General features: G+C 61.9%; 8 protein-coding genes. 5 read left to right on the forward strand and 3 right to left on the reverse strand.

What is annotated here, in order from left to right:
- Positions 1-33: 33 nt before the first annotated feature.
- From gatA to ACYU7Q_RS20625, 3 genes are all read left to right on the forward strand, one after another.
- Entirely contained in the window at positions 34-1,464 is a 1,431-nt protein-coding gene (gene gatA, locus ACYU7Q_RS20615; protein ID WP_460611346.1) for an amidase, read from the forward strand.
- Positions 1,465-1,781: 317 nt separating this feature from the next.
- Positions 1,782-3,809 (forward strand): lytic transglycosylase domain-containing protein, encoded by a 2,028-nt coding sequence (locus ACYU7Q_RS20620; protein ID WP_460611347.1) that lies wholly within the window; start codon positions 1,782-1,784, stop codon positions 3,807-3,809.
- A gap of 119 nt (positions 3,810-3,928) precedes the next feature.
- Positions 3,929-6,199, forward strand: a complete 2,271-nt coding sequence (locus ACYU7Q_RS20625) for an NADP-dependent malic enzyme (RefSeq protein WP_460611418.1) — start codon at positions 3,929-3,931, stop codon at positions 6,197-6,199.
- Positions 6,200-6,277: 78 nt separating this feature from the next.
- Here the strand turns inward: ACYU7Q_RS20625 and ACYU7Q_RS20630 are convergent, their stop codons facing one another.
- From ACYU7Q_RS20630 to ACYU7Q_RS20640, 3 genes are all read right to left on the reverse strand, one after another.
- Positions 6,278-7,954: a T9SS type A sorting domain-containing protein gene (locus tag ACYU7Q_RS20630; protein WP_460611348.1), complete on the reverse strand. Its 1,677-nt coding sequence runs from the start codon at positions 7,952-7,954 to the stop codon at positions 6,278-6,280.
- Positions 7,955-8,165: 211 nt separating this feature from the next.
- On the reverse strand, positions 8,166-8,948 hold the full coding sequence (locus ACYU7Q_RS20635) for a LytR/AlgR family response regulator transcription factor (RefSeq protein WP_460611349.1): 783 nt from the start codon (positions 8,946-8,948) through the stop codon (positions 8,166-8,168).
- Positions 8,949-8,982: 34 nt separating this feature from the next.
- Positions 8,983-11,025, reverse strand: coding sequence for a sensor histidine kinase (locus ACYU7Q_RS20640; RefSeq protein WP_460611350.1), 2,043 nt, complete (start codon positions 11,023-11,025; stop codon positions 8,983-8,985).
- A 287-nt stretch (positions 11,026-11,312) separates the two neighbouring features.
- Here ACYU7Q_RS20640 and ruvA point away from each other — a divergent pair, with 287 nt between their 5' ends.
- Both ruvA and sov read left to right on the forward strand, forming a co-directional pair.
- A complete protein-coding gene (gene ruvA / locus ACYU7Q_RS20645; protein WP_460611351.1) occupies positions 11,313-11,918 on the forward strand; it encodes a Holliday junction branch migration protein RuvA in 606 nt (201 codons plus the stop codon).
- A gap of 122 nt (positions 11,919-12,040) precedes the next feature.
- The gene (sov, locus tag ACYU7Q_RS20650; RefSeq protein WP_460611352.1) at positions 12,041-19,579 is read left to right on the forward strand and encodes a T9SS outer membrane translocon Sov/SprA; all 7,539 of its coding nucleotides are present in this window, start codon (positions 12,041-12,043) and stop codon (positions 19,577-19,579) included.
- Positions 19,580-19,606 lie beyond the last annotated feature (27 nt).

The raw sequence follows: 19,606 nt of genomic DNA on the forward strand, positions 1-19,606 counted from the left end.
TCCTGAATCGGTCACCTAAAATCTGCAAATAGTTTGAAGCGTTTTCAGTCTTTATCCGAAGTTCGTAGCGAGCTGACGGCGGGCACCACGTCCTGCCGCCAGCTCGTTGAGTATTACCTGGGCAACATCGAGCGCCAGAACCCCACCCTCAACGCCTTCCTGGAAGTGTGGCCCGACGAGGCCCGCGCCCAGGCCGATGCCGTGGACGCCAAGCTGGCCGCCGGTACGGCTGGCCCGCTGGCCGGCATGGTCATCGGCATCAAGGACGTGTTGGCCTACGCCGGCCACTCGCTGCAAAGCAGCAGCCTGATGCTCGACGGCTTCAAGTCGCTCTATACTGGCACGGCCGTGCAGCGCCTGCTCGATGCCGACGCCATCATCATCGGCCGCCAGAACTGCGACGAGTTTGCCATGGGCGGTTCGAACGAAACCTCGTATTTCGGCCCGGCCCGCAATGCCGTGGATTCCAGCCGCGTGCCCGGCGGCTCGTCGGGTGGCTCAGCGGTGGCCGTGCAGTCGGATATGTGTCTGGCTTCGATTGGCTCCGATACGGGCGGCTCAGTGCGCCAGCCGGCCGCGTTTTGCGGCGTGGTGGGCTTCAAACCAACTTACTCGCGCATCTCGCGCTACGGGCTGGTAGCCTTCGCCTCGTCGTTCGACCAGATTGGCCCCATCACCCGTTCTGTGGCCGATGCCGCGCTGCTGACCGAAATAATGGCCGGCCCCGACGGCATGGACAGCACCGCCAGCCAGCGCGAAGTACCCGCCTACAGCCAGCAGCTCACGCCCGCCGCCCACTACCGCATCGGCTACATTGCCGATGCCGTGAACAGCGAAGGCCTGAATCCGGAAATCAAGGCGGCTATGGAAACCCAACTCGACCTGCTGCGCGGTCAGGGCCACGTAGTAGAGGCGGTGGATTTTCCCTACCTCGACTTCATGATTCCGACCTATTACATCCTCACCACTGCCGAAGCCAGTTCCAACCTCGGTCGCTTCGATGGCGTGAAATATGGCTACCGCGCCCCGGATGCTACGGACCTGGAGTCGCTCTACAAAAAGAGCCGCGCCCAGGGCTTTGGGGCCGAAGTGCAGCGGCGTATTCTGCTCGGCACCTTCGTGCTCAGTGCCAACTACTACGACGCTTATTACACCAAGGCCCAGCGTGTGCGCCGCCTGATTAAGGACAAAACCGACGAGCTGCTGCGCCAGTACGATTTCCTGGTATTGCCCACCACGCCCACCACGGCCTTTAAAATTGGCGAGAAGCAGGACCCGGTTTCCATGTATCTGGCCGATATTTTTACCGTGCAGGCTTCGTTGGCGGGCGTACCCGCCATTTCGGTGCCGGTAGGGGAGGACGCTAAGGGCTTGCCCATTGGCTTGCAGATAATGGCCGGCTCCTTCCGCGAGGCCGAGTTGCTGGCTTTTGCCAGCGCTATTACCGAGGAAGTGGTGGCTTAAAGCCTGTTATTAAGAAGTTAGCCAGTATGTTGCGCACTGGCACTCCCGAATGCCCCGGCCCACTGGCCGGGGCATTTTCGTTGGTAAGCCATCCTGAAAGCGCTTAGCTGCGTATGAGAATTTTTTTCGGCATCTCTACAAGTTCTTTACCTATGGCCTATCTTAGTGCTATGAAGCAAGGGATTAAGCACGTAAAATTCTCTCGGCCCCGCCCCCTGTGGCTGGGGCTGGCGTTGCCTTTTCTGTTGTTACAGGGCACTGCTGCCAAGGCCCAACAGGGAACGCAACGCGATTCGACGGGTCGGGTAATTTCCACAATGCCAGCGCTGTTGGGCGATACCGTGCGGGTGCGCCTGGAGTTGCAGCCCGATTCGCTGGTGGCCGTGCCCGTGACGCCCGGCGTCATCGACTCGGCCCGGCTGGAGTGGCTTCGCACCCCACCCACCATGCGCGACCTGGTGTGCGACCGCGTGGGCTGCTTCGAGACCGAAGCGCCGCACCAGTTCAACAACTCGGTGATGGCCTACGTCACCCTGTTCACGGCCCGCAACCGCAGCTACATGCAGCGCGTGCTGGAGCGGGAAAACCTTTACTTTCCGATTTTTGAGAAATACCTGGCGCAGTACAACCTGCCCCTCGACCTGAAATACCTGGCTGTAGTAGAGTCAGCGCTTATTCCCACCGCTAAGTCGCCGGTGGGCGCTACCGGCCTGTGGCAGTTTATGGGGCCCACCGCCGGCGACCTGCGCCTGAAGCGCGACGAGTGGATTGACGAGCGCATGGCCCCCGAGAAAGCCACCGAAGCCGCCTGCAAGCACCTGCGCTACCTCTACGGCGTCTTCCATGACTGGGAGCTGGTGCTGGCGGCCTACAACTGGGGCGCGGGCAGCGTGCAGCGCGTGATGCGCCGCACCGGCAAAAAGACGTTCTGGGACTTGTACCCCCACATGCCAGCCGAGACGCGCAACTACGTTCCCACGTTCACGGCCATCATGTACAGCATGAAGTACGCCGAGGCCCACGGCCTGCGCACCCCCACGCTGCGCTACCAATATGCCGAGCCAATGGATACGCTTAGCCTGCGCGGCCGGGCCTTCGACCTGCGCCGTTTGAGCCGGGCCTGCGGCTACGAGGATTCGCTATATCTGACGCGCTTCAACCCCGAGCTGCGGCGGGCGGCGCTACCGGCCGGTTACCGGCCCTACGTGGTGCGGTTTCCGGCCGCGGCGGCCGTGCATTTTGGTGATGCTGACCGGAATACACTGCTTGATTATTGCCAGCCGGCCACCGAATTACCCCGTCCGCTGGCTTCGCTGCCGCCCCGCCTCGACGGCGTGGAGCCGTGGGTGAACCGCTCGCTGCTGGCTGCCACCACCGGCCCGCGCGCCGAAGCTGCTGAAACCGCGCCGCGCTTTCGCCGCGTCCCGCACAAGGTGAAGCGTGGCGAAACCCTGGCCAGCCTGGCCGAGCGTTTTGAAGTAAGCCAGAGCCAGCTGCGGCGGTGGAATGAACTGCCCAAAGGCCGGACCCTGAAGCCGGGGCGCGAGTTGGTGGTATTTGTGCCAATTCCAACGGCGGCTCCTGGTAAGGCGGTAGAAACGGTAGTGGTACCTACCGTTGCGCTGGCTCCGGCCGCGCGCGTCCGCCCGACGGTATCGGATGAAGAAGCGGCTGCCCGCCGCGAGCAGGCCGAGGCCAATGCCCGCGAAGTAGCGCGGTTGCAGGAGCTTACCAGGCAGGAAAAACTACAGGATGTGCGCTTGGCCGCCATCAAGCAGCGGCAGGCGGTGCAGCAGGCTGCCGCCGAGGCCCAGGCCCGAATTGCGGCCCGCCGCCTGGCGCAGACCCAAGCTGCCGAAACCAAGCGCAGCGAAGCCAAAGCCGCGGTTGCAGTAGCAGCACCGGAAGCAGCTGAGACGGACGAGCCAACCCCAGCAACCGTCGCCGAAACCGGCCCCTACACCGTGCGCAAAGGGGATAACCTCACCAAGCTGGCCCGTGAGCATAGCTTGACGGTCGCCCAGCTAATGGCGTGGAATAAAATGAATTCGGAAACGGTGGTACCGGGCCAGCGGCTGGTGTTCCGTGCGCCCGCCGGTGCGGAAGAAGCCAGCGAAACGCCGCGCAAATCGGCTAAGCCAGCCGCGTCGACGGTGGCTACCACCAAGCAATCCAAGCCCGAAAGCCGGCTGGAAACGCCCAAAGTCCACTTGGTGCAACTCGGCGACACACTGTTCAATATTTCGCGGCGCTTTGGGGTGAGCGTGCAAACCCTGCGCGAGCTCAACCACCTTGCTTCGGATGAGGTGAAGCTGGGCCAGAAGCTGCTGGTGCCGCAGGGGTAAAGCAGCGTCGCTGGCATTAAATTAAAAAGTAAACCCAGCCTTGCCGCGCTTTTCGCGCTAATTTCGCCTTAGACGGCCGCGCTGCCCGCGCGGCCGTTTTCATGTTTGAAGAATTCCCGATGCTCAAAATAAACAAGCAAGACGCCCTCAACTACCACTCGCAGGAGCCCGCCGGCAAGCTCGAAGTGGTGCCCACCAAGCCCATGAGCACCCAGCTCGACCTCGCGCTGGCCTACTCGCCCGGCGTGGCCGAGCCCTGCAAAGCCATTGCCGAAAACCCCGACGATGTGTACAAATACACCGCCAAGGGCAACTTAGTGGCCGTTATCTCGAACGGCACGGCGGTGCTGGGCCTCGGCAACATCGGGCCGGCAGCCAGCAAGCCGGTGATGGAAGGCAAGGGCGTGCTGTTCAAGAAGTTTGCGGGTATCGACTGCTTTGATATTGAGATTGACGCTACCGACCCCGACGAATTTATTCGCATCGTGAAGTCGCTGGAGCCCACGTTTGGCGGCATCAACCTGGAAGACATCAAAGCGCCGGAGTGCTTCCGCATCGAAACCGAGCTGCGGGAGAAGATGAACATCCCGCTAATGCACGACGACCAGCACGGCACGGCCATCATCACCTCGGCCGCACTGCTGAACGCGCTCGAAATCGTGGGCAAGAAGATTGAGGAAGTGAAGCTCGTGGTGAGCGGGGCGGGCGCGGCGGCCGTGTCGTGCCTGCGTCTGTACCTAGCGCTGGGCCTGAATAAGGATAATGTGGTGGTGTTCGACAAGGACGGCGTTATCAACGCCGAGCGCACCGACTTGGCCCCCATTCAGATGCAGTTTGCCACCAGCCGCGCCGTGACCACGCTGGAAGACGCCATGAACGGGGCCGATGTGTTCCTGGGCCTATCGGCCGCCAACGTGCTGCCCGCCGGATTCCTGCTGCTCATGGCCGATAACCCCATCGTGTTTGCCCTGGCCAACCCCGACCCCGAGGTGAGCTACCAACTGGCCATGGCCACCCGCGACGACCTGATTATGGCCACCGGCCGTTCCGACCATCCCAACCAGGTGAACAACGTGCTGGGCTTCCCCTACATTTTCCGGGGCGCGCTCGACGTGCGCGCCACCGAAATCAACGAAGCCATGAAGCTGGCCGCCGTGCACGCCCTGGCCGAGCTGAGCAAGGAGCCCGTGCCCGAAATGGTGAACAAGGCCTACGGCGACAACACGCTGGCTTTTGGTCGAAATTATTTGATTCCCAAGCCGCTTGACCCACGGCTGATTACCAGCATCAGCCCGGCCGTGGCGAAAGCTGCCATGGAAAGCGGCGTGGCCCGCCTGCCCATCGAAGACTGGCATGCCTACGGCGACCAGCTCCGCGCCCGCCTCGGTGTGAACCAGAAGCTGATGAACCGCATCACCTCGGCCGCCAAGGCCAACCCCAAGCGTGTGGTGTTTGCCGAGGCCGACAACTACAAGATTCTCAAAGCCGCCCAGATTCTGCAGGACGAAGGCATTTGCAGCCCCATTCTGCTGGGGCCACAGGAAAAAATCGAAGCCATTGCCCGCGAAAACAGCCTCGACCTCGAAGGCTGTGAAATCATCAACATTCTGAAGCAGGACGCCAAGCGCGACGATTATGCCAAGCTGCTGTACGAGAAGCGCCAACGCCGCGGCATGACCCTCTACGAAGGCCGCCGCCTGATGCGCGAGCGTAACTACTACGCCGCCATGATGGTGGAAACCGGCGAGGCCGACGCCTGCATCACGGGCCTCACCAAGGACTACGGCAAGAGCATTATTCCTTCGCTGCAAGTCATCGGGACCGAAGACGGCGTGCGCCGCGTGTCGTCGATGTACATCATTCAGCACAAGAAAGGGCCGTACTTCTTTGCCGATACCACGGTGAACATCAACCCGACGGCGGAAGAAATGGTCGAGATTATCGGCCTTACGGCCCGCGCCGTGCGCTTCTTCGATGCCGAGCCGCGCATTGCCGTTATCAGCTACTCCAACTTTGGCTCGAACGCCGGGCCGCTGCCCGAAAAAACCCGCCGCGCCACCGAGCTGGCCAAGGCCCGCTTCCCCAACCTGCTGATTGACGGCGAGATGCAGGCCAACGTAGCCCTGAGCCCCGCCCTGCTCCAAGAACATTATGGCTTCTCTCCTTTGGCTGAAAAGGGCGCCAACACCCTGATTTTCCCCAACGTGGAGTCGGGCAACATTGCCTACAAGGTGCTGCAGGAAATCAGCGGCACGGAGGTCATTGGGCCGGTGCTGATGGGCATGCGCAAGCCGGTGCACATTCTGCAGCTCGGGGCCAGCGTGCGTGACATCGTGAACATGGCCGCCATCGCGGTGGTGGATGCCCAAACCGGCAGCCGGGCGCTGTAGGAACTGCGGTTGCCCAATAAAAAGAAGGCCGGCTGGTACGTACCAGCCGGCCTTCTTTTTATTGGGCAACTCTATTATTTAGAGCTGCTTCGTCATGTGCATTGTTTGGTTGATACCCTGGCCCTGGAGGTGGAGCAAGTAGGGGCCATCGGGCAGCTTACGAAGGTCAAGTGCTGGACGCAACTCACCGGTGGGCACCTGCTGGCTGAGTATAACCCGGCCGGTTGCGTCGAGGACGGTGAGGGAATAGGGCCCCGTGGGCAGGGCACCGAAGTTGAAAACTACGGAGCCGGTGCTGGGATTGGGGTAAGGCCGGACTGCCGCGTAGCCATCGGCCTTGAACTGCACCGTTTGAACGGGGCTGTAGGCGGCTGTGCCGTCGACATCAACCTGCCGCAGCCGGTAGTAGAGCGTGGTACCGAAACGGGCCGCGCCTTTGTCGGTGTAAGCATAGGTCTGGGCGCTGGTGGTGGTGCCGTGGCCACGCACCGTGCCCATCCGCTCGAAGGCGTTGCCGTCAGTGGAGCGCTCGATTTCGAAGGCGTCATTGTTTTGTTCCGTGGCCGTGGCCCAGTTCAGGTCGGCATCGGCCTGCCGGGCGTTGGCGGCAAACCGCGTCAGGCCCACGGGCAGGGGTGTGCCCGTGGCCGTAGCCGCCCAGCCCATTGACGAGAGGCCAACCCACTGCTGGCTGTAAGCGCCGCTGGGAGCTACGTTACGGTAGGTGATGGTCAGCTTCTTAATCATCGTTCCGGGGAAGGTAACGATGACGTTATCGGTAGAGGTGGCGGCGCTGGGGGCCGTGCCGGTCACGGTGTTGGGGACGGCGGCAATGGTGCCCACGTACGCATTGCTGAAGGCAGTGCCGGTGTAGGTGCTGCTGTTGCCGGTTTTAAAGTTGGCGGCCGTCAGGACCACCGGGGTGGTGCTGGCTTCGGTGTAGCCGTCGATGCGCAGCTGGTCGATGAAATTATTATTGTTGTCGACACCCGCATCCACGTCCTGAAAAACCATGGACAAGCTCCGCACGGGAGTGCTGAAGGTGTAGGTAATCTGGGAAGTGTTGCCGGTGCCCGAATAATCGGTGAACCAGAACAGCGCCGGGCTTGCCAGCCCGGTGCCGCCAATCCGGAATTCGGCTACTGGGTTTGAAGCGCTGGCACTATAAGCGCTGGGCGTCAGCGTCACGCCGCTGGCGGTTAGGGTCTTGGTGCTCCAGAGGGTGGTGTTGGTGCTGGTGCCGTTGGTTTGGGTGCCGAAATCGAAGCTCCCGCCTTGCGGATAAGCGGTGGCGCTGAGCGGAACGACGTAGGTAACGGGGGCGGAGTAGAGGGGCGAGTTGGGACCGTTGTAGTTATTGGTTTCGAAGGCGGTGTAAGTGAAAATGAAGTTGCCGGCCGTGCTGCCCGGCTCAAACGACAGATTGGCTGCCTGGGCCAGCGTCAGGGTGACGGGCATGGCGGTGGCGTTGGTGACGGCCGTGAGGGGGCCATCAGTCGTGCTGGCGTAGTATAGGGTGCCGCCCGCTGGCAGGGCCGTTATTCGGAAGCCTTTGAGCGTGGACTGCACCGTGCCAAAATTTCTGACCCTATAATCCTCGGTAGGGGTAGCGCTCATGCTGGGAATTGCCATTCTGACTGAACCAATTGGCCGGACCGCCGCCGTGATGGCCGTGGCCACGGGGTCGGCCCAGATGCTGGTTGAAATGCCCAGGCTCAGCCCCAGACCGAGGATAGTGCGGCTAAGTATTCTCATAGGAATGCAGAAAAAGATGGCAAGCAGTGCGCTGCGAGGGGCCAGTTACTCAGGATAATAACTGACGACGCCCTTGCCGCGACCCCAAAATTGAGGCGCGACAAGGGCGTGTGCCAACTACCTGTCCGTGAACTACCCCCAGAGCGGAGTAGACGGAGAGAATATGTCCGTAAAGTATTTCTTGCTTTAAGCTAAACGCTGGCCGGCGCAGCTAGCCCACCAGCCGGAACTGGCTGAGCAGGGCCTCGCGGTAGGAGCGGCCCAGGGGCAGTACCGTGCCTGCAACCGACAACGTATTGGTAGCCGGCTCGATGTAGTCGATGTGGTCGGCGTTAACCAGATAGCCGCGCTGGCTTTGGGCAAAACGCGTGGCGGGCAGCTCCAGCGCCAGTTCGCGCAACGACATCCGAACGGCAAACTTGCCGTGGGCCGTCATCAGCACGCAGTATTTCTCGCCGGCCTCGACGTAGTGAATATCATCGATGCAAACCTTGGTGAGGCGGCCCCGCTCCCGCAAAAAAATGCACTCGCGCACCACCAAATCGTGGCCCCAGTTGAGCAAGGCCTCCCCAGCGGCCGGGTTTGTGGTTTCCACGGCGGCTAAGCCCTTGGCAAAGTTGTGCAGCGCCAGCTCAATGGCGTGCTCCAGGGCCGTCTGGTCGAAGGGCTTAAGCAAGTACGCGGCCGGGCTCAGCGCGCGGGCGCGGGCGAAGTGTTCGCGGTCGGCCAGGGACGTAACGAAGATGATGGGCAGCGGCTGGCGGGCCTGGAGTTCCCGTGCCAGGTCCACGCCGTCGAGGTCGCCGCTGAGGTTAATGTCGAGCAGCGCCAAATCGGGGCGGGGCAGTTCGCGGTACAGGTCCAGCGCCTCCTCGGCCGATGCCACCGGGCCCACCGGCACGTAGCCCAGGCCGCGCACCAGCGTCAGGAGCAGGCGGGCGAACAGCGGCTCGTCTTCTACAAGCAGAATACGGATAGGCGGATTGGTCGGCATAGCTGAGAAGGGAGAGGCTCCGTAAAGATAAAAATCAGCGGGCCGACACCAACATTTCGTTTGGCCGTGCCACGGTTTCCCCGGCCGAGGGCAGCAGCACACGGGCCGTGGTGCCCCCGCCCGGCGCGGCTTCCAACCGAAATATGCCCTGCTGAAGCTCGGTGAGGCGGCGCACCAGCGGCAGGCCCAGGCCCGTGCCACCCCGGCGGGGCGGCGGACTGGCCATCGGGGCCTGTCCCATGGCCGCTGCCAGGTGGGCCGGGTTCAGGCCGGGGCCGGCGTCGCGCACCAGCAGCTCGGTACCGTCGGGGCCCGGCTGCGCGGCTAGCTCCAGTACCGACCCGGGCGGCGAGGCCTTGAGTGCGTTGCTCACCAGGTTGCGCAGAATGGTCAGCGTCATGTTGCGGTCGGCGTGCAGCGGTGCCAGGTTGGCGGGGAGGGGAGCCGTGCGGATGGTCACTTCGCGGGCATGCGCGGCGGCCGCGTAGAGGCCCGTGATTTCGGCAAACAACTCGGCTACGGACAGGGGCTCGGGCCGGCAGGTGAGCTCGCCGGTTTGCGCCGCTGCCCAGTGCAACAGGTTGTCGAGCAGGCCTATCAATCTTTCCGCCGTCTGGCCCACCTCCGTGCTGAGCTCATCAAGGGCCTCCGGGCTGCCTTGCTGGCGGTAGTAGCGCACCATGTCGGCCAGCCCGGTGAAGGCGGTGAGGGGCGAGCGCAGGTCGTGGGCGATGATGGAATAAAGCCGGTCCTGAGTGGCACGGGCCTGAGCCAACGCGTCGTGCTGCTGCGCCAGCTGCACCCGGCTGCGGCGCAGCCGCAGGGCCAGGGCAACCGCCGCCGCCAGGGCCAGCACCGCCGTGCCCAGGCCGCCCGCCAATGCCCAGATTTTCTGGCGCTGGCGGGCGGCCAACTCGTGTTCCAGCGCCTGCTGCTGAGTAAGCTCCCGGATGCGGCTTTCCTTGCGCTCCGTGTCGAAACGCACCTGCAAGCGGGTTAGCTCCTGTGTGTTGTCGCTGGTAATCAGCGAATCGCGCAGGTGGCGGGCCGTGCGCGCCGCCCGGTAGGCGGCCAGGCCCTGGCCCTGGGCCGCCAGAGCTTCGGCCAGCAGGTCATAGCTCTGCACTTCTTCGGCCGAAACCTGCACGCGGTGGGCCTGCTGCTGCGCCTGCCGGGCCAGGCTGGCGGCGGCCGCGGCGTGGCCCCGGTCCAGCTCAAGCTGGCCCAGCAACTGCAGGCCAAATGCTTCATCGGCCGCCGCGCCCACTTCGTGGTACAGCGCCAGCGCCTGCCGGGCCAGCGCCACGGCGGAGTCGGGCTGCTGGCGGTGTTGCGCCACTAGCACCAGGGCCATCAGGGTATTGGCTTCGTGAATGGGGTTGTCGTCTTTGCGGGCCACGGGGAGGGCGCGCCGGGCGTGATAGGCCGTGAGGGCCACAATGGAATCGGTGGTGTTGCCGCTTTGCAGTTGGCCGGCATACACCATGGCCAGGCCACTGTAGGCGCTTTCCAGCACGCTGAATGGGGTATCGGGGTGGGTCTGGGCCCAGGCCAGTGCCTGTCGCCGGTACCCCACCGCCCGCACGTAGTCTCGTTGCGCTTCAGCCACTTCCGCCAAAGTGCTTAATGCCAAAGTCTTGCGATAAGCCAATTTGGCCGGTGCCTTGGCGATGATGCGGAGCATCTGCTGGCCCAGCTGCTCGGCCCGCAGGTACTCCTGCGCGCTGAGGCACGCCGTGCTCAGGTGGAATAAGCAGGACAGCTCGCCGGCCTGAAAGCCGATGCGGCGGGCCAGCTGCAGGCCCTGTTCACCGTAGCGTTTGGCGGCGCCCACGTCTTCCTGCCCCATAAACCAGCACAGCTGGTCAAACACCAGAACCTTTTTCTGAGGGTCGAGGCCGGGCTGCTGAAGCACCTGGCGGAGCGAGTCGGCCAGGTTACTGGTGCGGTTTACGGATGACGTCTGGGCCCGGGCCGAACCGCCGCCGGCCAGCACGGCCAGCACCAGCAGCACCCGGTAATAACGAAGCGTAGCGGGACCATTGCTTCCGCGGACAAGCAGAAAAAGAAAACGCATAAGTGGAATAAAGCCGGTGGAAAGAGCCCGCAATTTTACAGTGCCAGTCCCAAGGCACCTAGTTTTGGGGCTGCTTATTGCCGATAATTAACCCGCTGCCTCGAATACTGCCATTGCAGCGAGTAACGAGTCAGGGCCGGCGTACCTACTGGCGGCCCCGGTAGCTTCCGTAAAAAATGCGATTTCTTTTGGGATAAAGCCAGTAAATTTGGGAAGTAAAAAACCGCCTGTGGTGTTCTTCAGGCAAGTCCCTCTTCTCTCGTTTCGTCCTAACCCTTTCCGCTTGCATGATTGCCTACCTCGACGGTAAACTCGCTTACAAAGACGCCACCCTCGCCATTGTCGACATCCTCGGCATCGGCTACGAAGTCCGGATTTCGCTGGCCACCTACTCCAAGCTCCCGGCCGAGGGCGCGGCCACCAAAATCTATACCTACCAGCACATCAAGGAAGACGGACAGACGCTCTACGGCTTCCTCGACCCCAGCGAAAAGGCCTTGTTTATGCAGTTGATTTCGGTATCGGGCATCGGGCCGGGCACCGGCATAGTGATGGTGAGCAGTATGAGCGTGGGCGAAATCCGCGAGGCCATCGTGAGCGAGAACGTGCGCGCCATCCAGGCCATCAAGGGCGTGGGACCGAAAACGGCCCAGCGCGTGATTCTGGAGCTTAAGGACAAGCTGCGCAAAGACGAGCTGCTGGCCAAGGCCGGCATCGACACCGTGCCGCTGGCCCGCCAACACAATACGCGCCGCGCCGAAGCGTTGCAGGCTCTGGTGACCCTCGGCTTTGCGCGGGCCGCTGCCGAGAAACAACTGGACCAGATTCAGCACAAACACGGCGGGGAGCTAAGCGTGGAGGAATTGATTAAATTTGCTTTGAAGTCGCACTGAGTCGTGACGCGGGTTTTTAGCCCGCGTCGTTGCACGGGTTGCCTCGGTTGGCTTGCTATTGTATTTGAAATGCCGTGCCTGACGCGGGCCAGCTGGCCCGCGTCATTATCCACCTATCCTGCTTGAAATCCGGACAGAAATTACTCCCCGCGTCGGTTGTTGTGGTTGCGTCGTTGCTGGCGTGGTGGGCCCAGGCCGCACCCATCGCCGGCCGGCGAGCTACTAGCTTGTGGCTGCGCGCCAGCCGGGCCCTGGCCTCCGATACGCCCCGGCCCATCAAGGCACTGGCGGATACCACGGGCCCGTACAAGCCGAGCCGACGGCCCCGGGTGCGGGCGCATGACCGGCCGGGTAGCCCCTTTGGACCGCACCGCCGCGAGTCGCCGCTGGTGCTGCCCTTGCCGAAGAACGTAAAACTGAACGTTGCGGTTGATGATAGCCTGAAACAATTTGACGTTAAGGAGACGGTTGGCAAAGACGTTGACTACCGCGACCCCAGCGTGCTGAGCTATAAGCAGTACACGGAGTTTCAACGGCGTCAGGCCATTAGCGACTATTATCGGCAGAAAGCCAAGGGCGGCATTACGGGCCCGGCGGCCGCACCCGGTACGGCCCAGGCCCAGCGCCTGATTCCGAAAATCTACATGGGGCCGATTGCCAACCGGATTTTTGGGGGCAGCTACGTGGACATCCGGCCGGCGGGCTCGGTTACGCTCAAGTTTGGGGCACGCTTCAACCGCAACGAAAACCCGGCCCTGACCTTGCGCCAGCAGAGCGTGGGCGACTTTTTGTTTGAGCAGAACATCAACGTCAACCTGTCGGGAGCCATCGGCACCAAGCTCAAGCTGGTGTTTAACTACGACACCAAGGCCGCGTTCGACTTCGACAACCAGATGAAGTTTGACTACGCGGGCGAGGAAACGGACATCATCCGCAAGGTGGATTTGGGCAACGTGAGCCTGCCCCTCACCAACTCGCTGGTGCAGGGCGGGCAAAACCTGTTCGGCATCAAGACCCAGATGCAGTTTGGCAAGCTGGGCGTGACGGCGGTGGCCGCCACCGTGCGCGGCACCGCCGACGAAGTGCGCATCCAGAACGGCGCGCAGAGCCGGCAGTACGAAATCAAGGCCAGCCAGTACGAGAAGGACCGGCACTTTTTCCTGGCCCAGTTCTTCCGCGACCGGTACGACCAGGCCCTGCGCAGCCTGCCCACCATCCAGAGCCAGATTACCATCAACCGGCTGGAGGTGTACGTGACCAACGACAACCGTACCACCGAAAACCTGCGCAACGTGGTGACGCTGATGGACTTGGGTGAGCCGTTTCGGCTATACCAGCGCAAGTACCGCACCGGCGCTCCTACTATCCAGTCGCCGGCCAATAACCCGGCCAACACCGAATATGCTACCCTAACTGGGGGGACAGGGGCGACTCGCGACAACATTGCGGTCGACGACTTTCTGCAAAGTGCCGCTGGCCAGGGGCTGACCAAGAACGTGGACTTCGAGCGCGTGCGGGCCCGCAAGCTCGATACCCGCGAGTACACATTTAATGCTCAACTCGGCTACCTGAGCCTGAACACCGCGTTGCTGCCCGACCAGGTGCTGGGCGTGAGCTTCGAGTACATCTACAACGGCAAAACCTATAAGGTGGGGGAGCTGTCGGGCGACTACAACAACGTGACGCCCGACCAGGTCATCTTCCTCAAGATGCTGAAGGCCAGCAACCCCGGCGTGGGTGTTGCCGACCCCAGCAAGAATCCCGACAACCCCAACCTGCTCACGCTGAACACGCCGACCTGGGATTTGATGATGAAAAACATCTATCCCCTGAACGCCTCGCAGCTGCAGCGCGACAACTTCCAGCTGCAAATCATCTATAAGGACGACGCGACGGGCGTGGACTTGATTTCGTTGAAGGAAGGCGCCCAGGTGACCAACCGGCCGCTGGTGGAGGTGCTTAACCTCGACCACGTTAACTCCAACAACGACAAGATTCCGGACGGCAACTTTGACTACTTTCCGGGCATCACGATTGACCCCGAGTTGGGCAAGATTATTTTCCCGAACGTGCAGCCGTTTGGCTCGTTCCTGCAAAGCAAGTTTGTGGGCGAGCAGCCGCTAATTGATAAGTACGTTTATAACGAGCTATACAACCAGACCCAGAGCGACGCCCAGCAGCGGCAGGAAAAGGATAAGTTTTTCCTGCGCGGGCGCTTCCAGGGCGGGGCGTCTTCGGATGAGATTAACCTGCCGGGGATTGGCATTGCGCAGGGGTCGGTGCGGGTGCGCTCGGGCTCGACGCTGCTCACGGAGGGCACCGACTACCAGGTATTCTACGACCAGGCCAAGGTGAAAATCCTGAATCCGGCCTACCTGAATTCGGCTAATGAACTGCGGGTAGAGTTCGAGAAAAACGCTTTGGTGCAGGTGCAGCCGCGCAAGCTCCTGGGCGTGCGCCTGGACTACCGCTTGAATAAGGACGTGACCATTGGCGGCACGGCCCTGCACTTGCTGGAAAACCAGGCCCCGGGCATCAACCGCGTGAACATTGGCGACGAACCGGGCAACAACACCATCATCGGCCTCGACGGCAGCATTCGCAAGGACAGCCGGGTGCTCACCAAGTACCTCGACATGCTGCCCTTCGTGTCGACGAAGGAGATTTCGACCATTGCCTTCAGCGGTGAATTTGCCAAGCTGCTGCCGGGCCGCTCGCAGCTGGGCAACGGCGAGAATGGCGTGTCGTACATCGACGATTTTGAGAATGCGCGCACGCCCTACACGCTGGGCGGGCTGGCGTCCATTCCGGCGTGGCGGCTGGCGTCTACGCCGCTGCCCATCAAGAATAGCTCGGTGGGCGGGCTTCCCTACAACTACCAGCGCGCTAAGCTGGCTTGGTATACTGTGGACCAGAGCTACTACACCGGCGGGACCAATGTGCCGGGCAACATCGGGGCCAGCGACCTGCTGAACCACTACACCCGCGGCATCAAGCGCGACGAGGTGTTCCCGAACAAGGACCTGGGCTCAACTGGTAACGGCTTCGAGTACAGCTTCGACCTGGCCTATTTTCCGGGGGAGCGCGGGCCGTACAACTATAACCCCAACGTAGATAATAACGGTAAGAAGTTTACGACGGCTGAGCGGCCCGAAGACAAGTTTGCCGGCGTCAGCCGGGCCATCACTTTCGATACCGATTTCGACAACGCCAACATCGAGTACCTGGAGTTCTGGATGATGGACCCCTTCCTGAAGAGCACCAACCCCAATGCCCCGGCTGCCCGCGTGAACATCACCGACCAGGACGGCAACGACAAGGCCAACGTGACCGGCGGCGACTTCGTCATCAACCTGGGCAACGTGAGCGAGGACGTGCTGAAAGACGGCAACCAGCACGAGTTCGAGAACGGCCTGCCCGTGACCAACGACCCGCAGGACGTGAAGGACAACACCAACAGCACGGTGTGGGGCCGCGTGACGCGCCAGCAGTTCCTAACCGATGCCTTCAACGCCGCCCCCGGCGCACGCACCGCCCAGGACGTGGGCCTCGACGGTCTGAGTGACGACAACGAGAAGAATTATTTCAGCAACTATCCGCCCGCGCTGGGTACCGTAGCCCCGGTGTATGGCACGCTGCCCGACCCCTCGGGCGACGACTTCCGCCACCACCTCGACCCGAGCTACGACCAGAACAACACCAAAATCCTGGGTCGCTACAAGAACTATGATGGCTACGATGGCAACTCCCCCGAAAACAGCCAGCTCAGCTCCACTGCCTTTCCCGATAAGGAGGACCTGAACCGCGACAACGTGGTGCAGGACGTGGAGCGCTATTACGAGTACAAGATGTCGCTGCGGCCGGGCAACCTGAATGTGGGCTCGAACTACATCATCGACAACGTGAAGAACAACGTGAACGGCGAAGATGTAAACTGGTACCTGTTCCGCATTCCAATTCGGGAGGGCTACAAGGTGCAGGGCAACGGCGGCAAGGACTTCGGCTTCAAGTCCATCCGTTTCCTGCGCATGTACATGACCAACTGGCAGGACCCCGTGGTGCTGCGCTTGGTGCAGCCGCAGTTTGTGGCCAACCAGTGGCGCCGCTTCCTGTACCCCATCGTGGATACGCGCCAGGGCGGCATTGCGCCGGGGCCCAGCCTCACCGATGCCGATGCCTTCAACATCTCGACGGTGAGCGTGGAGGAAAACGGCGTGGCCGTAGCCAGCGGAACGGGCACGAAGATTCCCTACGTGTCGCCACCCGGTATCCTGCGCGACAAGGAGTACGGCAGCAGCAGCACTTCGCGCCTGCAAAACGAGCAGAGTCTGCGCCTGGCCGTGGTAAACCTGCGCGATGGTTTCGCCAAAGCCGCTTACAAGAACATCACCATCAACATGCTGCGCTACAAGCGCCTGCGCATGTTCTTGCACGGCGATACCGACGACCCCACCACGCTCAGCGGCGACGTGCAGGCCTTCCTGCGCATCGGCACCGACTACAGCCAGAACTACTACCAGTACTCCCTGCCGCTGAAGCTGACCGCCGCGGGCGACCAGACGCCCGACGGCGTGTGGCCCGTGGAAAACCGTATCGACGTGGCGTTTCAGGACTTTATTGATGCCAAGGCCAAGCGTAACCAGAGCGGTGCCTCGCTCCAAACCCCTTTCACTGTGACGCTCGCCAACGGCGCAACCATCACGGTGCAGGGCAACCCCGACTTCTCGGCGGTGCAGGGCGTGATGCTGGGCATTCTGAACCCCACCGACCCCAGCACGGCCGAAAAAACCGTGAACCTATGGGCCGATGAGTTCCGCGTGTTCGACTTCGAGCAGCAGGCTGGCTATGCCGCCACCGCTCGCCTCAACGTGAAGCTGGCCGACGTGGCCAACGTGACGGCCACGGGCAGCTTTACCAGCGTGGGCTTCGGCGGCTTGCAAGACAAAGTGCAGCAGCGCTCCGTGGACGACGTGTTCCGCGGCGACCTGAACACGACCGTGGCAGTAGAGAAATTCCTCCCTCCGCAGTTGAACCTGCGTCTGCCGGTATTGCTCCAGATTGGCCGCGAAAGCCGCTCGCCCCTCTACGACCCCCTCGACCCCGACACCAAGCTGGAGCAGAGCCTGCAGAAATTTAAAAACACTGATGGTAGCATCAACACGGCGGCCCAGGCTCAATACCGCAACAAGGTCATCGACCAGACCACCAGCCGTAGCATCTCGGTATTGAACGTGCGCAAAGAGCGCGCCCTGCCCAAGCCTGGGGCCCTGCCCGCCAAGCCAAAGCCCTGGGACATCGAAAACGTGGCCCTGAGCTACTCGATTACCGACCGTCTGCATTCTGATATTCGGACCGACCGCGACTACACCAAGGCCTACACCGCCGCCGTGGCCTACGTGTACCAGACCACGCCCAAGAACTACACGCCGCTGTCCAACTTCAAGGCGCTGGACAACCCGTACCTGAAGATTTTCCAGCAAATCAACTTCACCCCGCTGCCCTCGCGCTTCTCGTTCCGCACCGACCTCGACCGGCGCTACAACGAGCGGTTTCTGCAGCGCGTGCTGAACCCCGGCGAAGTGCCGAGCACCGACGGTATTGCGCCCGTGGTGCAAAAATCCTTCTTCATCAGCCGCATCTACGACCTGAAGTGGGACCTCACCAAGAGCCTGATTTTCGACTACACCGCCACCAACCGCGGTGTGATTGACGAAGGCCCCGGCCGCACCATTGGGGTGAGCGACGATGCCATTCGCAACCGCAGCCAGGTGCAGCAAAACCTGCTGCGCGGCGGCCGAACCGTCAATTTCAACCAGACCGCCGCGCTCACCTACCGGCTGCCGCTCGACAAATTTCCCCTCACCGACTGGCTGAGCGCCGACACCCGCTATGCCGCAACCTACAGCTGGCAGGCGGCCTCGCAGGGCCAGCGCGCCCTTATACACCCCACCGACCCCTCCGATACCACCACGGCCACCATCAACGTGGGCAACACGATTCAGAACAACGCCGAAATCAGCGCCAATGGCAAAATCGACCTGGTGAAGCTCTACAACAAGGTCAAGTTCCTGAACATCATCAACAACGCGCCTCCACCGCAGGGCCGGCCCGCATCCATGCGGTCCACCATCGGCGAAGCCAACGCGGCCAAACGCCCCGCGCCCGCTGCCGATACCACCCGCGAAAAACTACGCTTCGTGAAAGCCGTGCTGCGCTCGCTGATGACGGCCCGCTCCATCAACTTCACTTTCACCCGCTCCAACGGCACGCTGCTGCCCGGCTACCTGCCCAAGACCAAAGCCTTTGGCCTCGATGAAACGTTTACTGCTCCCGGCCTGCCCTTCATTCTGGGCGAGCAACCGGGCCTGCAAACCCTCTACGACCGCGCCAGCAACAACAAGTGGTACACCGACCGCAGCGAGTTTCTGAACACTCCGCTGAGCTCGCTGCTAACGCAGAGCTTTACCCTGCGCACAGCTCTGGAGCCGTTCCGAGACTTCAACATTCAGGTGGATGCCCGCCAGCAAAAGGTGAAGAACCTCGATGCCTACTACCGCCGCACCATCGACGAGCAGACGCTGCAGCCAATAGCCAACGCGCCCATCGTGCCCCAAACGCTGGGTTCGGGTTCGTTCCAGACGTCCACCATCACCATCAATACCCTGTTCGGCGACCTCAGCGCCAATGGCGAAACATCGGCAGCGTTCGAGCAGTTTGTCAAAAACCGCAAAATCGTGCGTGACAAGTTGTCCTTAGCCAACCAAAGCCCCGACGCCACCTACGGCTACAACTCACAGGACGTGCTGGTCCAGAGCTTCATCGATGCCTACCACGGCCGCTCGTCGGACGGCTACCAAGCCAAGGAGTTTAGCCCCTTCGCCATGATACCGCTGCCCAACTGGCGCGTCGACTACAACGGCTTCGCCCAGCTGCCACTTATTAAGCAGTATTTCAGCTCGTTCACCCTGAACCACGCGTACTCGTCCATCTACAGCATCGGCAGCTACACCACCAACAACATCTACTCCGCTGAGCCCCGCTTCAATACGCCGGGCAGCCCGCAGCCTAATCCCAATCCCTTCCAGCCGAATGCCAGCAAGCAGTTCCAGCCCTACTACGTGGTGGGCCAGGTGAGCATCGTGGAAACGCTGGCCCCGCTCATCGGTGTCAACTTTCAGACCGTGAGCAAAGTAACCGGCCGAATCGAGTACCGCACCAACCGCACCGTGGCCCTGAACATCACCAATGCCCAGGTGACCGAGTTGTCGACCAAGGAATTCGTGATTGGTTTCGGCTACGCCACCAACAGCTTCAAGCTGCCCTTTAAAGTGGGCGGCGAGCAGCGCGTGCTGAAAAACAACCTTACTGCCCGCCTCGACTTGAGCATCCGCGACAACATCACCATCCAGCGCAGCATCATCGACTCGGCCGACCCCAACAACACGCAGGGCCTGACGCCGTCGGTGGGCCGTGCCCAGGGCCAGATTACCAACGGCTCTAAGACCTTCCAGCTGCGCCCCACCATCGACTACCTGCTCAACACCCGCCTCAACCTGCAGTTCTACTACAGCCAGACCATCACCACGCCGCGCATCAGCAACGCCTTCCGCAACTCCAACACCGAAGGTGGTATTCAGCTGCGCTACAGCCTGACTCAATAGGAGTTACGAGTAGTGAGTTTGGAATTA

The organism is Hymenobacter terrigena (genome assembly GCF_054776515.1).

Coding starts and splice junctions, on each gene's coding strand:
- ACYU7Q_RS20635 (WP_460611349.1), bottom strand. CDS start 8,948: ATGCCGACCAATCCGCCTATCCGTATTCTGCTTGTAGAAGACGAGCCG.
- ACYU7Q_RS20620 (WP_460611347.1), top strand. CDS start 1,782: ATGCCAGCGCTGTTGGGCGATACCGTGCGGGTGCGCCTGGAGTTGCAG.
- ACYU7Q_RS20630 (WP_460611348.1), bottom strand. CDS start 7,954: ATGAGAATACTTAGCCGCACTATCCTCGGTCTGGGGCTGAGCCTGGGC.
- ACYU7Q_RS20625 (WP_460611418.1), top strand. CDS start 3,929: ATGCTCAAAATAAACAAGCAAGACGCCCTCAACTACCACTCGCAGGAG.
- ACYU7Q_RS20640 (WP_460611350.1), bottom strand. CDS start 11,025: ATGCGTTTTCTTTTTCTGCTTGTCCGCGGAAGCAATGGTCCCGCTACG.
- ruvA (WP_460611351.1), top strand. CDS start 11,313: ATGATTGCCTACCTCGACGGTAAACTCGCTTACAAAGACGCCACCCTC.